At 69.4% G+C, this 13,404-nt stretch carries 15 protein-coding genes and 1 pseudogene; all 16 read right to left on the reverse strand.

The features are described 5' to 3' along the window. Positions 1 to 666 (reverse strand): efflux RND transporter permease subunit (locus NBV68_RS12035; RefSeq protein WP_296310165.1); only part of this gene is annotated, 666 nt, incomplete at its 3' end. A gap of 10 nt (positions 667 to 676) precedes the next feature. Then, positions 677 to 1,864, reverse strand: a complete 1,188-nt coding sequence (locus NBV68_RS12040; protein WP_296310166.1) for an efflux RND transporter periplasmic adaptor subunit — start codon at positions 1,862 to 1,864, stop codon at positions 677 to 679. Between the two features lie 104 nt (positions 1,865 to 1,968). Continuing rightward, entirely contained in the window at positions 1,969 to 2,640 is a 672-nt protein-coding gene (locus NBV68_RS12045) for a DUF1275 family protein (protein WP_296310168.1), read from the reverse strand. Next, positions 2,637 to 3,035 carry a DoxX family protein gene (locus NBV68_RS12050; RefSeq protein WP_296310170.1) on the reverse strand — a complete coding sequence of 133 codons (399 nt, stop codon included), beginning with the start codon at positions 3,033 to 3,035 and terminating at the stop codon, positions 2,637 to 2,639. The genes NBV68_RS12045 and NBV68_RS12050 overlap by 4 nt, the downstream gene beginning before the upstream one ends. A gap of 2 nt (positions 3,036 to 3,037) precedes the next feature. Further along, positions 3,038 to 4,915 (reverse strand): amidohydrolase, encoded by a 1,878-nt coding sequence (locus tag NBV68_RS12055; RefSeq protein WP_296310187.1) that lies wholly within the window; start codon positions 4,913 to 4,915, stop codon positions 3,038 to 3,040. 68 nt (positions 4,916 to 4,983) lie between these two features. Then, positions 4,984 to 5,247: a DUF1427 family protein gene (locus NBV68_RS12060; protein ID WP_296310171.1), complete on the reverse strand. Its 264-nt coding sequence runs from the start codon at positions 5,245 to 5,247 to the stop codon at positions 4,984 to 4,986. Positions 5,248 to 5,386: 139 nt separating this feature from the next. Then, a complete protein-coding gene (locus NBV68_RS12065; protein WP_296310174.1) occupies positions 5,387 to 6,043 on the reverse strand; it encodes a hydrolase in 657 nt (218 codons plus the stop codon). A 118-nt stretch (positions 6,044 to 6,161) separates the two neighbouring features. Continuing rightward, a complete protein-coding gene (locus NBV68_RS12070; protein WP_296310175.1) occupies positions 6,162 to 7,055 on the reverse strand; it encodes an AraC family transcriptional regulator in 894 nt (297 codons plus the stop codon). A gap of 23 nt (positions 7,056 to 7,078) precedes the next feature. After that, positions 7,079 to 7,525 (reverse strand): AraC family transcriptional regulator, encoded by a 447-nt coding sequence (locus NBV68_RS12075; RefSeq protein WP_296310176.1) that lies wholly within the window; start codon positions 7,523 to 7,525, stop codon positions 7,079 to 7,081. 105 nt (positions 7,526 to 7,630) lie between these two features. Continuing rightward, complete coding sequence (locus NBV68_RS12080; protein ID WP_296310178.1) at positions 7,631 to 8,539, reverse strand: AraC family transcriptional regulator; 909 nt, start codon at positions 8,537 to 8,539, stop codon at positions 7,631 to 7,633. A 137-nt stretch (positions 8,540 to 8,676) separates the two neighbouring features. Further along, entirely contained in the window at positions 8,677 to 9,003 is a 327-nt protein-coding gene (locus tag NBV68_RS12085) for a GNAT family N-acetyltransferase (RefSeq protein ID WP_296310180.1), read from the reverse strand. A 5-nt stretch (positions 9,004 to 9,008) separates the two neighbouring features. Next, on the reverse strand, positions 9,009 to 9,881 hold the full coding sequence (locus NBV68_RS12090) for a pirin family protein (RefSeq protein ID WP_296310181.1): 873 nt from the start codon (positions 9,879 to 9,881) through the stop codon (positions 9,009 to 9,011). 38 nt (positions 9,882 to 9,919) lie between these two features. After that, complete coding sequence (locus NBV68_RS12095) at positions 9,920 to 11,182, reverse strand: alginate export family protein (RefSeq protein WP_296310183.1); 1,263 nt, start codon at positions 11,180 to 11,182, stop codon at positions 9,920 to 9,922. Between the two features lie 17 nt (positions 11,183 to 11,199). Further along, a complete protein-coding gene (dps, locus tag NBV68_RS12100) occupies positions 11,200 to 11,685 on the reverse strand; it encodes a DNA starvation/stationary phase protection protein Dps (RefSeq protein WP_296310185.1) in 486 nt (161 codons plus the stop codon). Positions 11,686 to 11,706: 21 nt separating this feature from the next. Next, complete coding sequence (locus NBV68_RS12105) at positions 11,707 to 12,669, reverse strand: AraC family transcriptional regulator (protein WP_296310186.1); 963 nt, start codon at positions 12,667 to 12,669, stop codon at positions 11,707 to 11,709. Positions 12,670 to 12,864: 195 nt separating this feature from the next. Then, positions 12,865 to 13,404: pseudogene (locus NBV68_RS12110) on the reverse strand (ATP-binding protein); the annotation flags it as partial.

Genomic DNA, 13,404 nt, shown 5'->3' on the forward strand with positions numbered 1-13,404 from the left:
GATCGCACCCGCGGCGACCTGCACGTTCTGCGCGCGCACCGCAGCGACAATCTCGGCGGCGTCGAGATTGAGCGATGTCGCGCGGTCGGGGTCGATCCACAGCCGCATCGAATAGTCGCGCCCGCCGAAGATGCGCACAGAGCCCACGCCCTCGACCCGGCTCAGCCGGTCGACCAGTTGGATCGTCGCGTAGTTCGACAGGTATTGCTGATTGTAGCGGTTGTCGGGCGAGATCAGCGTCGCCACCAGCAGCAGGTCTGGCGAGTTCTTGCGTACCGTCACGCCGAGGCGCCGCACCTCTTCGGGCAGGCGCGGCTCGGCGGTTGAGACGCGGTTCTGGACCAGCACCTGCGCCTGGTCGACATCCGTGCCTTGCGCGAAGGTGACGGTGATCGCCACGTTCCCGTCCCCGGTCGAGGAGGAGGACATGTAGAGCATGTTCTCCACCCCGTTGATCTGCTCCTCGAGGGGCGCAGCGACGGTCTCCGCCAGCGTCTCGGCAGACGCGCCGGGGAAGCTTGCCGAGACCACCACGGTGGGCGGCGCGATCTCGGGATATTGGGCGACGGGCAGGATCGGGTAGGCGATGGTGCCGACGATCACGATGAGGATCGAGAGCACCGCGGCAAAGATCGGGCGGTTGATGAAGAAGTGGGGGAAGGTCACGCGCGGCCCCTCACTGCGACTTGGCTTCGGCCGGGGGCGGCGCGGTGACGGGGAGCGCGACCGGGGCGGCGTTCTTCGCACGCGGCTTGATCGCGCCCGCCTTGGGGCTGACCACCGCGCCGGGCTGGAGCCGCGCGAGGCCATCGAGCACCACCTTGTCGCCCGACTTCACCCCGCTGCGGATCACCCGCAAGCCCTCGACCATCGGGCCCAGTTCGACATTGCGCATCTCGACCTTGTTGTCCTTGCCCAGCACGAACACCGCGCGGCGGGTCTGGTCGGTGATCACCGCCTCGTCGGGCACCAGCAGGCCGGGATAGGCGCCCGAGCCGAGCAGGCGCGCGCGGCCGAACAGGCCGGGGACGAGGAAACCACCGGGATTGGCGATCTCGGCGCGCGCCTTGATCGTGCCCGAACGCGGATCGACCGCATTGTCGACGAACACCATCTTGCCGCGCCAGCGATAGTCGTCCTCGTCGGCGAGCTGGATCTCGACCGGGTTGGGGGCATAGCGCGATGACTGGCGCTCGCCGCTCGCATCCTGGCGGACATATTTGAGGTAGAAGCTTTCCGCCCCGTCGAAGGTGAACCAGATCGGATCGACCGAGACGACGCGGGTCAGCACAGTCTGCCCGGCGGTGACATAATCGCCCAATGAGGCGCGCCGGTCCGAGACGCGGCCGGCGACGGGCGCGCGGACCTGGGTGAAGGACAGGTCGAGCCTACGCGCCTCGGCGGTCGCACGCGCGGCGCCCAAAGCGGCCTGTGCGGCCTTGGCGGCCGCCTGTTTCTGCTCGTAGAGTTCCTTGCTGATCGCTTCGTCGGGCAGCAGGGTTGCGGCGCGGGCGAGCTCGCTGGCGGCAACCGCGGCATTGGCGCGGGCGCGGGCCACTTCCGCCTCGGCCTGCGCGAGGGCGGCGCGGAACGGGCGCGGGTCGATCTCGTAGAGCAGCTGGCCCTTGCCCACCGCCAGCCCTTCGCGGAAGGCGACGCGGGTGATGTTGCCCGAGACCCGCGGCACGATCTCGACATCCTCGATCGCCTCGAAGCGGCCGACATAGTCGTCCCAGTCGGTGATCGAGCGCTGCAGGGGCGCGGCAACCACCACCGTCGGCGGCGGGGGCGCGGGCGGGGTCTCTTGCGAACAGGCCGCGGCAGTCAGCAGTGCGGCGGCGATCAGGAGGTTGCGTCTAGCCATCAGCTCTCTCAATGCATCGAACTTCACATGTGACGACAACTTAAGTTGGATTCGTGCGGTTAGCAGCAATACCCGCGCGGGATGCGCAAGCAGGGTGCTGAAACCTAGCCGCGCCATGCGAGCCTCGCCATCAGCAGAACGGCCGGGATACCGACGGCGGCGAGCCCGAGCCAAACCTGCGCCGCCGCGCCGCAGGCGCAGCCCAGCGCGAAGCCGATCACCGCGCGCAGCATCTTCGCCTCGATCCCGCTCGCCGGGCCTTCGGGGTGCGGGGCGAGGTGCAGCACCTGCGCTGCGCGGATCGCGAGCGCGGCGACATTGCCGGTCATCAGCGCGAAGGGCGGGCCCATCGCGGGGTTGAGCCGGTGCGCGGCGTTGAGCATGCCCATCGCCGCGATGAGCACCACGGCGCTCGCGGCGTCCCACGGCCCGGCACCGAGCCACGCGCTCGCTCCGGCGACGGCGAGCGTGAGCAGGCTTGCGCTCCACAGGATCACCGCAAGGCCGCGCCTGGCGGTGAGCCGCGCCGCCAGCGCCCCGGTCAGCATCGCGGCGGCAAAGAAGATCGGCAGGGCGGCGAGTTGCAGCACTTCCGGGCCCTTCTCACCGACTGCGCCGCCGGTCGCGAGCGCCGCGCCGAGCAGCACGAAGTTGCCGGTGACATGGGCGACGAACAGCCCGGACATGTGGATGAAGGCGGCGGTGTCGACGAAGCCGGCAAGGAAGGCGAGAATGATTGCGACGCCCGACGCGGCCTCGGGTTTGGCCTCGCTCATGGGTCGCGCCCCGCCAGTATGGCCGCAAGGCCTAGCCCGGCAACAAGGCCCATATGCTCGAGGAAGGTGGTCGCATCGCGCAAGGCTGCGCCTTCGGGCTTGGCCCAGAAATCGTGCGCCAGCAGCGTCGCGGCAAGTGTGAATGCGGAAAGGATCGCGGCCCCGACCCACACCGCGCGGCCCTTGGCGAGCAGCAGCGCCGACCCGCCGAGCTGCACCGCGATCACCGCGGCTGCGAAAGCCGGTGCCGGTTCCAGCCCGGTCAGGCCGCGCACCTCGCCGGTCGCGCCGGCAAAGTCCGCCGCCTTGGTGAACCCGCTCAGCACAAAGGGCGAGGCGAGCGCGAGCCGCGCCAGCCACAGGATGGCGGTAGAAGGAGGGTTGGTGTCCGGCACGATCACACCGCCCAGCACGCGCAGCCCAAGGCGCCCCAGAAGCTCTTGAGATCGCCGACCGGCAGGCCTGCGCCCCAGCTTTTCGCATGATCATGGCCGTGCACGCCGCAAGACTTGGCACAGCCGCATGACGAAGCCGCGACCTTCGATAGCGCAGCGGCTTCGGGCGCGGCCTTGTTGTAGCCGCCATAGGTGTTGACCGGAGACCAGTCGGGCATGGCGGGCGGTAGCGGCGGGGCCAGCCCGGCAAATTCGTCCGCACCGTAAACCGGCTTGCCGTCGACGATCGTCAGCACTGCGGTGATCTGACGGATCTCGTCCCCGGGCACGCTGAAATAGTCGCGGTCGAGAACGGCAAGGTCGGCGAGCATCCCGGCTGCGATCCGGCCCTTGCGGCCTTCCTCGTTCGAGAACCAGGTGGTGTTCTCGGTCCACATCCTGAGCGCGGTCTCGCGGTCGAGGAGGTTGCGTTGCGGGTAGAGCCCGGTGCCGCCCAGCGTCTTGCCGGTGACCAGCCAGGCGAGCGAGACCCATGGGTCGTAGGAGGCGACGCGGGTGGCATCGGTGCCTGCCGAGGTCTTCACCCCCGCCTCCAGCACCCGCTTGAAGGGCGGGGTGGCTTCCGCCGCGCGCGCGCCGTAGCGTTCGACGAAATACTCGCCCTGATAGGCCATGCGGTGCTGAAAGGCGATCCCGCCGCCCAGCGCCGCGACCCGGTCGATCGAGCGCTCGCTGATCGTTTCGGCGTGGTCGAAGAACCAGTGGATGCCATCGAGCGGGATGTCGCGATTGACCTTCTCGAACACGTCCAATGCGCGGGTGATGGTCTCGTCATAGGTGGCGTGCAGTCGCCACGGCCAGCGGTTCTGCGCAAGGATGCGGATCACGCCCTCGAGGTCGCCCTCCATATTGTCCGGCATGTCTGGGCGCGGCATGCGGAAATCCTCGAAATCGGCGGCCGAGAATACCAGCATCTCGCCCGCACCGTTGAGCCGCAGATAGTCGTCGCCCTGGTGATACTTTGCGCCCGCGGTCCAGCGCAGGAAGTCGTCCTTCTCCTCGCCCGCCTTCTGGGTGAAGAGGTTGTAGGCGATGCGGATCGTCAGCTGGTCGTTGTCAAGCAGTTGCTGGATCACCGCATAGTCGTCGGGGTAGTTCTGGAAGCCTCCCCCTGCGTCGATCACGCTCGTCACCCCGAGCCGATTGAGGTCGCGCATGAAGTGGCGGGTGGAGTTGAGCTGGTAGTCGAAGGGCAGCTTCGGCCCCTTGGCGAGGGTCGCATAGAGGATCCCGGCATTGGGCGAGGCGATCAGCAGTCCGGTGGGGTTGCCGCTGGCATCGCGCTGGATCTCGCCGCCCGGCGGGTTGGGCGTGTCCTTCGTGTAGCCCACCGCGCGCAGCGCCGCGGCATTGAGCAGCGCGCGGTCGTAGAGGTGGAGGACGAACACCGGCGTGTCGGGAGCGGCGGCGTTGATCTCGTCGAGGGTCGGCAGGCGCTTCTCGGCGAACTGGTGCTCCGAGAAGCCGCCGACCACCCGCACCCATTGCGGCGCAGGCGTGCGGGCGACCTGCGCGCGCAGCATCGCCATCGCGTCGGAGAGCGAGGCGAGCCCGTCCCAGCGCAGCTCCATGTTGAAGTTGAGCCCGCCGCGGATGATGTGGATGTGGTTGTCGGCCAGGCCCGGGATCACCCGCCGCCCGCCGCAGTCGATCACCCGCGTGTTGGGCCCGGCGAGTGCCATGATCTCCGCCCGCTCGCCCACGGCGCTGAACCGGTTGCCGGTGATCGCCGCCGCCTCGGGCGCGGGATTGGTGCGGTCGAGGGTGGTGAACCTGCCGTTCACGAGAATAAGGTCGGCATGGGTCTGGGCAGCGTGCATCGGTGATCCTTTCAGCAGCGGGCCAAGCCCCGCGAGCGCGAGCCCGGCGGTGACGGTGCGGCGGTCGATCATGCGTCCTGCTCGCCCTTCAAGCCCGCGCGGGCGGGCAGGGGGCCGAGGATGTGCGCGGCGCAATCGGCGCGCGCTTCGGCGACCGCATCGGGATGGCCGCTCCACACGCGCCTTGCAAAGGGCACGATCTGCTCGCCCAGCAGGATGCCAAGCAGGCCCACCAGCGCGATCACCGGCGGCGCGGGCGAGCGGACATTGAGCAGGCTGTAGACGATCCCGACCAGCACTCCGGCGCCGAGGGCTGCAAGATAGGGCTTCATGGCGGGGCTCCTTGCCGGGCGGGGAGGGGGAGGAAGGGGCCGGCCGTCCACGGGGACAGGCGACCGGCCCGGTGCGCGGCCCGGCCCCGGGGCACTGGGGCGGGCGGCGACTGCGGCGAGACTTGCCGGGGGGACCGCCTCAACCCTCGTGCGCGTCGGGGCCGAGCATGGTCTTGGCGTAGATCAGGCCGAGGCCATATGCGCCGCCATAGGCCATCGCGGCATGGACGACATCGTCATAGGTCTCGGCCCGCGCCCAGTCGCGCTGGAGTTCGAGCAGGTATTGCAGCGCGGTCATCGGCCGCACGCCGAGCTGGATCATGCGCTGCATCGCGCGCTCATGCGCCTCGTCCGAGACATCACCGCAGGTGTCGGAGATGACATAGACCTCGTAGCCCTGCTCGATCGCCGACAGGGCAGGACCGACGATGCACACGCTGGTCCACAGCCCGGCGAGCACGACCCGCTCCTTGGCGGAGGCATTGACCGCAGCGATGACGTTCTCGTCTTCCCAGCAGTTCATCGTCGTGCGGTCGATGATCTCCTGGCCGGGAAACTCGCGCTTGATCTCGTCATAGATGGGGCCGGAGAACGACTTTTCGGCGACCGTGGTGAGGATCGTCGCCACGCCGAAGATGCGCGCGGCATTGCTGACGAGCGCGGCGTTGTTGCGCAGCATGATCGCGTCGATCGACTTGGTCGCAAAGCTCATCTGCGACTGGTGGTCGATCATGATCAGCAGGTGATCGGCAGGGGTCAGCAGGGCGGAAGCTGCTTCGGCGGTGGCGGTGATCATCGGATCGCATCCTTTGGCTTGGGGTGGCGCACAGCAACCTAGGCGCGCGCGCAGCCCCGCGCGCCGCAGCGATTGCGGCCAGTGGACCGAAATTGCGGTTTTGGCCGGAGCGCCCGCCTCAGTGGCCGAGCACGTCGCGGCGGAAACGCAGCGGGGTGATGCCGAGCTCGCGCAGGAACAGCCGCGTCAGGCCCTGCGAGCGGGGAAAGCCGACCATCGCCGCGACCGCGCCCACCGGCAGCTCGGGATCGGCGAGCAGCTCCTTGGCGCGCTCGAGCCGCAGCCGCAGCTGGTAGCGGTAGGGCGGAATCCCGAAGCTCCCGCGGAAGGCGCGCGCAAAGTGATCCTCCGACAGGCCGCACAGCCCGGCAAGATCGGCAAGCGCGATGTCGCGGTCGAAGGCGGCGTCGATATATTCTGCAACGCGCCGGCGCTGCCAGCCTGCCAGCCCGCCGCGAAAGGGTGCGACCGGCACCTGCGCGCTGTGCATCAGCTCGCTCACCAGCACCGTCACCAGCGCATCGCAATAGAGCTGCCCGGCATCCTCGGCCAGACGGGCCCCGGCACGGTGCCAGAGCCGTTCGATCAGCTGCGGCACGAGCCCGGCATGCTGGCGCCTGTGGAGTCGTGCGAACTGGTTGGCATGATCGGGCCACAGGCTGTCCAGTAGCGGATCGGCGACGCTGGCGGGGATGGCGATGGCGATGAAGCGGCTGGGATCGTCGATGATGATCGAATTGGCCTCGCCGCGCGCGAACACCGCCCATTCGCCCGGCATCGCCTGCCCGGTGAAGCGGAAATCGGCGTTGCGATAGGTGGTGCGGTGGGTGCTGAGACCCGCGGTGATGACGAGGTCGGACATCGGCGGATCGGAAAAGTCGCCAGGCGGCTGGGCAAGCTGCACCAGATGCACCGGCGCATCAATGGAGGTGGTGCCCCCCACCAGCCGCTCGACGAGGAAGGGCGCCACCACGTCCGAGCCCAGATGCGTTTCGAAATCGACTTGCACCATCAGTCGTCATCCTGCCATCGCCGCTAGGTGCCTGCCAAGGGGTCATCGCAGCATTTCGAAGGATCGCCGCGGCGAGCGCGCCAGACGCTCGGGGGGGAGCCGCACAAGCGTTCGAAGGCGCGCGCGAAGGCCTGCGGCGAGCGGTAGCCGACATCGGCCGCGACGCGTGCGACCGGCGCGTCGGTTTCGGAGAGCAGGCGGCAGGCGGTGCGGATGCGCAGGCGGGCGAGATGCCGCAGCGGCGGCTCGCCGATCGCATTGCGGAAGCCGCGCGAGAAGTGGAAGACCGAAACCCCCGCCGCCGCGGCAAGCTCGCCGAGCGTCACCGGCTCTGCGAGATGCGCCTGCATGTGCGCGATCGCCGCGCGCGCCTGCCAGGGCGCGATGCGCTCGCCGGCGGGGCGCGGCTCCGGGTCGGACAGGGCGGAGAGCTCTGCCGCGGCGTGGTATGGCGTCGCGTCGATGGTCATCGCGGGCAAGAATGGACAAACCGCGCCGGTCGGCAAGCGGCGGGGCGCGCGGCGGGGCGGTTCATGCCGGTTTGTGCATCCTCGCCGCGCTCGCTGCCGCGCGGGTCAGCCGTTACCGTGCAGGCGCCGCCATTGCGAAGGGGGGCAGCCGAAGGTCTGGGTGAAGACCCGCGCGAGCGCCTGCGGGCTCTCATAGCCGACCGCCAAGGCGATATCGATGACCCGCAGTTCGCTGCGGGCGAGCAGTTCGCAGGTGCGCTCCATCCTGAGCTTCTGGTGGTAGCGATAGGGCGGCATCCCCAGCGTCTTGGCAAAGGCGCGGGCGAAGTGGAACGGCGAGAGCCGGGCGATCGCGGCAAGCTCGTCAAGCGTGACGCGCCGCTCGAGATTGTCGGCGAGATATTCGGTGGTGCGCCTGGCCTGCCATGGGGCGAGCCCGCCGCGCATCTCGTCGCGGCGGTTCGTGCCCGCGGTCAGCAGCAGCAGCCGCCACAGGAGCACCTGTCCGAGCGATTGCCACAGCATCGGCTCGGGGTCTTCGCGATGGCCGACCAGCTCGAAGATCAGCGTGACGAGGTTCATGATCTGGCGGTCGGCGACATCGGGCACGGTCTCGAGCCTGAGGTTGTGCGCTGCCTCCACCTCGGCAAGCAGTTCGCGGCTGAAGTGGACGTGGAACCAGCCGGCATTGTTGCTCGCGTCGACCGCCCAGAAACTGTCGGTGTCCGGCGCTAGCAGCGTGCCCTCGCCGACGCGGTAGGTCTTCCTTGCGGAGCGGCCCGTGACGCGGCGATCGACCGGCGCGCCGCTGCCGATGCGGAACAGTGATACGGCGAAGTCGTTGGGCGGGACGTCCGCCTCGGTTACGCCCTGACCATCGACGCCGCATTGCAGCACGGTGGAGATGCCGAAGGCATTGTGCACCCGGTTGAAACGCGGCACGCCGCCGGTCCAGCGGGCGCTGTCATAGGCGAGAATACCGGAGTTGGGCTGGGCGGTGAGAAGCTCGGGCACGCAAGGCAATCCTTCCAAGAATGATCCCTTGCCTGACCCCCGACAAGCCCGTGCAGCCTACGTCTCGAGGCGGGGCGGGCCAAGCCAATAGCGCGCAGGGGAGCGAATTCCTCGCAATCGCGGCTACGACGGGTGCGTCAGGCGGTGCTGTCCGGCTCCCATTCGGGCGGGACGGTAAAGGCGTCGGCCCATTCGGGGTGCTTGCGGTATTGCGCGCGGACATAGGGGCACAGCGGCAACACCTTGAACCCCCGCGCGCGGGCGTCGGCCACCAGATGCTCGACCAGCGCGAAAGCCGCGCCCGTGCCCTTGAGGCTGTCGGGGGCGATGGTGTGATCGGCGCTGATCACGCCCTCTTCACGATGGGTGAAGGCGATGTAGGCCTCGCCCTCGCGGCCCTCGACGGTTGCGAAGTAGCGGCCTTTCCGGCCACGGTCGTCGAGGCCGATGGTGATGGCGGGCATGGCGGTCAGAACCCCTTGAATTCGGGCAGCGGGGTGAATTCCTCGTTGTCTTCCTGCGGCAGCGTGAAGCGCCCCGTCTTCCAGTCCTCTGACGCCTGCTCAATGCGGTCCTTGCGTGAGTGGACGAAGTTCCAGAACATGTAGCGTGTCCCCACCGGCTCCCCGCCGAGCACCATGACCGTCGCCTCGTCTTTCGCGACCAGAGGCACGTCGCCGCCGGGCGCAAGCACCGCCATCGACCCTGCCTCCAGCCGCGTGCCGCCAACCTCGATTGCGCCGGCGGCGACGAAGACCGCGCGCTCGGGATATTCCGCCGGCAGCACCCGCCGCGCGCCCGGCGCCATTTGCCAATGGGCATAGAACTGCGGCGAATGCACCGGGGTGCCTGCGCGCATCCCCTCCATCTCGCCCGCGATCAGGCGGCCGCTCAGCCCCGGTTCGTCCCATGCGGGCAGATCGGCGTGGTGCGAGAAGGCGGGGTCGGTCTCCTCGAAGGCTTCGGGCAGCGCCACCCACGCCTGGATGCCGTGCATCAGCGCGCCGTGGAGCCGCGCGTGCTCGAAGCGTTCGGAATGGGTGATGCCCTTGCCGGCAATCATCCAGTTGACCTCGCCCGGATGGATCTCCTGATGCACGCCCAGACTGTCACGGTGGGTGATCGCGCCGTCATAGAGATAGGTGACGGTCGCAAGCCCGATATGCGGGTGCGGGCGCACGTCGAGGCTCTTGGGGATGCCGGGCGCAAGCTCCACCGGGCCGATGTGGTCGAAGAAGATGTAAGGCCCGACCATCCGCCGCGCGTGGAACGGCAGCACGCGGCCCACGGTGAACCCGCCGCCGAGGTCGTGGATGCGCTTGGTGATGATGCGTTCGATCATGGCGATGTGCTCCTGTGCGTGGCGAGGAAGATAGCGGTTTAGAAGGTGAATTGCAGCGTCGCTTCGACAAAATCGGACGGGTCGGCAGGGCCGGTCGCCCGGATGAAGCCCTGCGGCTGCGAGCGGGTGGCGACGAGGCTGAGGAGCAGCCCCTCGCGCGGGGCCCACTCGATCACCCCCGACAGCGCCGCATCGACGAAGCGCTTGCGCGAGGCACCCGGCGCGCGGATCAATGCGCCTTGCGGGTTGTAGACCCCGTCTGCGCGCTCCAGCCGCCAGAACAGGTTGAGATCAAGGCCGACTGTAAGGTTCTCGCGCGGGCGCAGCTTCAGATAGGGGTGGAGGTTGAAAAAGTTCGCCGGGCCAAGGACCGCGTTTTCCGAGAAGTAGCTGGCATTGGGATAGAGCGCGTTGAAGGTGCGCAAGGTGCCGTCGCCGGGATCGCCGTCTCCCGAGGCGATATTGGCCGAGAGCATCAGTTCGGGCTGCCACTTGCGCCCCTCCCAGCGGTAGCCGGTCTTGGTGGCGAGGGTCCATGCGGCGATGTCCCCACCCGCGAAACGTCCAGTCTGATAAGCCGCCTCCCAGTCCCAGAACCATCCTTGCGCCTCGCCGTGAGCGCGCAGCCCAAGCGAGTGGCGGCGCTCGTCGCCGGTGCCCGCGATGGTGCGGCGCTCGTCGTGGATGGTGAGGAGCCAATAGGCCTCCAGCGCGCCGAGCGGGGCGGGGAAGCTCGCCTGCACCCCCGCCAGATCGCGGTTCTCGTTGCGGCCGTCGTTGAACACGCCCTCGGGCCGCACCGCGACCAGCCGGAGCGCAAAAGCATCGAGCGTCACCTTGCCCAGCATCGCATGGCCGCGCACGCCGTCCCAGGTGCGGCGCACCGTGGTGCCATCCCGCACGGCGACCAGCCGCTGCGAGCCGAGGCGGATTTCCTGCCGCCCGATCCGCACAAAGGCGGTCTCGGGGCCGAGTTCGACGAAGGCTTCCTGCAGGTCGAGCACGTTGCGCTCCACCGGGCTCTGCTCGCTTTCGCCCTCGATCAGTGCGCTCACCAGCGCCGCGCGCACCCGGACCGCGGGCGCCAGCGAGGCGTCTGCGGCCAGCGCGACACGCTGCGTCCAGAACAGGCCCGCGTCGGGGTCCGTGCTGTCGAAGGCGAGCGCCGACTGCCACGTCACCCGCTCGCGCAGGTCGCCCGAGAGCCTGATGGCAGGCGGCGGCTCGGGAGGCGGCTCCTCTTGCGCAGGCGCGGGTGTCGCTGCCGCAGGTCCCGCCGCTCCGAGGCTGGCGGCCAGCACAGCCGTCCCGCTCCACCTCAGGCGGCGGGGTCGAGGTGGGCCTCGATGAACCACAGCTGCTTGTCGGTCTCGCGGCTGATGCCGGTGAACAGGTCGGCGGTGTCCTGATCGCCCGCGGCGGCGGCCGCGTCGATATCGCCGCGCACCAGCTTGCCGAATTCGGCAAGCGAGCCGGCGACCGCCTTGAGATGCGCCTCGCCCCCGCGCGCCTCGAGCGGATATTCGTAGAGCTGGCTCGTCGCTGCCACGGTCTGCACCCGCCCATCGGCAATGCCGCCGAGCGCGGCGATGCGTTCGGCGATGGTGTCGACAAAGTCCTCGGCAATGGTGTGGATGCCGTCGAACAGCTGATGGAGCTGCATGAAGTCCTTGCCGCGTACGTTCCAATGCGCCTGCTTCAGCTGCGCCTCGAGATCGATCGCATCGACGAGGCGCGACTGGAGCAGGTCGATAGCAGGCTTGGTGACGGCGCGGGGCAGATCGAGGCGCGATGTGTAGGTCATCGGGGTCTCCTTGGCAGGGGGTCAGGGCAGGGCGGGCACCGGTTCGGGCGTGCCGGCGGGGCGGCGGTGGACGCGCACGAAGGCCCCCGGGGTCACGCCGAAGTGGCGCTTGAACATCGCATTCAGATGGCTCTGCGAGGAAAAGCCCGCGGCATAGGCGACCGCGGCGATGCTCTCCTCGCTGCGGGCGAGCAGCTCGCGGGCATGCTCGGCGCGCCGCGCCAGGACATATTGCAGCGGGCTCGATCCGGTGGCGCGCTTGAAGCAGCGCAGGAAGTGGTAGCGCGACAGCCCGACCTGCGCGGCAAGATCGTCGATCCTGAGGACGTTCTCGATATTGCGCTCGATGTAGCGGTCGATCGCGGCGAGGTGGTGCGGCTGGAGTCTTAGCCCCCGCGCCGGACGTCCGGTGCGGCGGGCATCGCTGCGGGCGGCGCTATGCCCGAGCGCGATCTCGTGAAGCAGCAGTTCGGCGAGCGCGCGCAGCGCGAAGGCTGCCCCCGGCTCCGCGATCGCAGCGCCGAAGCGCCGGACCAGAGGCACCAGCGCGCGCACCGGGTGAGCGCCGTGCATTAGGAAAGCTGTGTCGGGCATCTGCGCCGCGCACGGCCCCAGCGCCTCGCCCACGAGCGCGCGGAGCTGCGGGTCGAGCAGCAGCAGCAGGCAGGCGCCGGAGCCATTCTCGAACCCGGCCTCGAACCCGGCGCTGATGCAGGTTCCCGCAGGGACGAACAGCACGGTGCCGAGGCCCGCCGCGGTGGGCGCGATCCCGGGGAAGGCCGAGAGGGTGCCCGCGCTCAGCGGTATCATGATCGCGTCGCGTCCCTCGGGCAGGATGGTGCGCTGGTCCTGCTCGGCCAGATCGAGCGCGATGACCGGGGCGGGGCTTCGGGGCGAAGCGGACGCGCTCTCGCCTGCGGCTTCGGGCGCGGGTTGGGGGCTGTGCGGAGTGCGGAACGCGTTGGCGTGGACAGGCGCGTGCATCGGTTTCTCCTCGTCGGACCCTCCCGTCCGGGACTTGCACCGCGTGGGTTCCCGGATCCCGGCAGCGGCAGACAGGGTCTAACCCGGGCGCGCAGGCTCTTGCTGTGCAGGGATTGCTGCAACAGGGCCTCGCTTGCCATGAAGCGGGCAATCGGCGGGCGAAGGGCGGCTGGGAGCCGCGAGGCTGGCGGAAAATCAGGCCGCGGCGGGCAGCAGCGGCACCGTGATCGAGCGCTCGCCGCCGAAATCCTCGCGCACCACGATCCGGCCCTGCCGTTCGAGATGGTCGAGCAGCCGCCGCACGCGGCTCGGCGAGGCGCTGCCGTAGAGGCGGCCGAGTTCGTCCTCGCCGGGCATGGCATGGCCGCTATGCGCGGCGATGAGGATCGCGAGATAGGGGGCGAGGCAATCGTCATCGACCCCCTCTGCCGCCTGCGCGATCACCGCCTGCGCTTTGCTCTCCAGCCGGTCGAGGCCGCTGACGGCATGGGCGAAGATGCGGCGGAAGCGGGCGATGTCGATATGCGCCGAGGCAATCCCGGCCTGGCGGCAGCGGATCGCGAAGTCGCGGAACAAGGCGGCGGCGGGGCGATAGGTCGCCCCTTCGGCGAGCGCGATGTGCCGCACGATGTCCTCGGGGGTGGCGCCGCTCCCGTTTGCAGCCGGGGCGGCGGGCCGGGGTGCGGGGCGCGGGGCCGGAGGCTCGGGCGCAGCCGACGGGGCGGGCGGTTCGGC

It is taken from the genome of Erythrobacter sp. (assembly GCF_023653175.1).
GTDB lineage: Bacteria > Pseudomonadota > Alphaproteobacteria > Sphingomonadales > Sphingomonadaceae > Erythrobacter.

Coding starts and splice junctions, on each gene's coding strand:
- NBV68_RS12040 (WP_296310166.1), bottom strand. CDS start 1,864: ATGGCTAGACGCAACCTCCTGATCGCCGCCGCACTGCTGACTGCCGCG.
- NBV68_RS12045 (WP_296310168.1), bottom strand. CDS start 2,640: ATGAGCGAGGCCAAACCCGAGGCCGCGTCGGGCGTCGCAATCATTCTC.
- NBV68_RS12055 (WP_296310187.1), bottom strand. CDS start 4,915: ATGCACGCTGCCCAGACCCATGCCGACCTTATTCTCGTGAACGGCAGG.
- NBV68_RS12060 (WP_296310171.1), bottom strand. CDS start 5,247: ATGAAGCCCTATCTTGCAGCCCTCGGCGCCGGAGTGCTGGTCGGGATC.
- NBV68_RS12065 (WP_296310174.1), bottom strand. CDS start 6,043: ATGATCACCGCCACCGCCGAAGCAGCTTCCGCCCTGCTGACCCCTGCC.
- NBV68_RS12070 (WP_296310175.1), bottom strand. CDS start 7,055: ATGGTGCAAGTCGATTTCGAAACGCATCTGGGCTCGGACGTGGTGGCG.
- NBV68_RS12075 (WP_296310176.1), bottom strand. CDS start 7,525: ATGACCATCGACGCGACGCCATACCACGCCGCGGCAGAGCTCTCCGCC.
- NBV68_RS12085 (WP_296310180.1), bottom strand. CDS start 9,003: ATGCCCGCCATCACCATCGGCCTCGACGACCGTGGCCGGAAAGGCCGC.
- NBV68_RS12090 (WP_296310181.1), bottom strand. CDS start 9,881: ATGATCGAACGCATCATCACCAAGCGCATCCACGACCTCGGCGGCGGG.
- dps (WP_296310185.1), bottom strand. CDS start 11,685: ATGACCTACACATCGCGCCTCGATCTGCCCCGCGCCGTCACCAAGCCT.
- NBV68_RS12105 (WP_296310186.1), bottom strand. CDS start 12,669: ATGCACGCGCCTGTCCACGCCAACGCGTTCCGCACTCCGCACAGCCCC.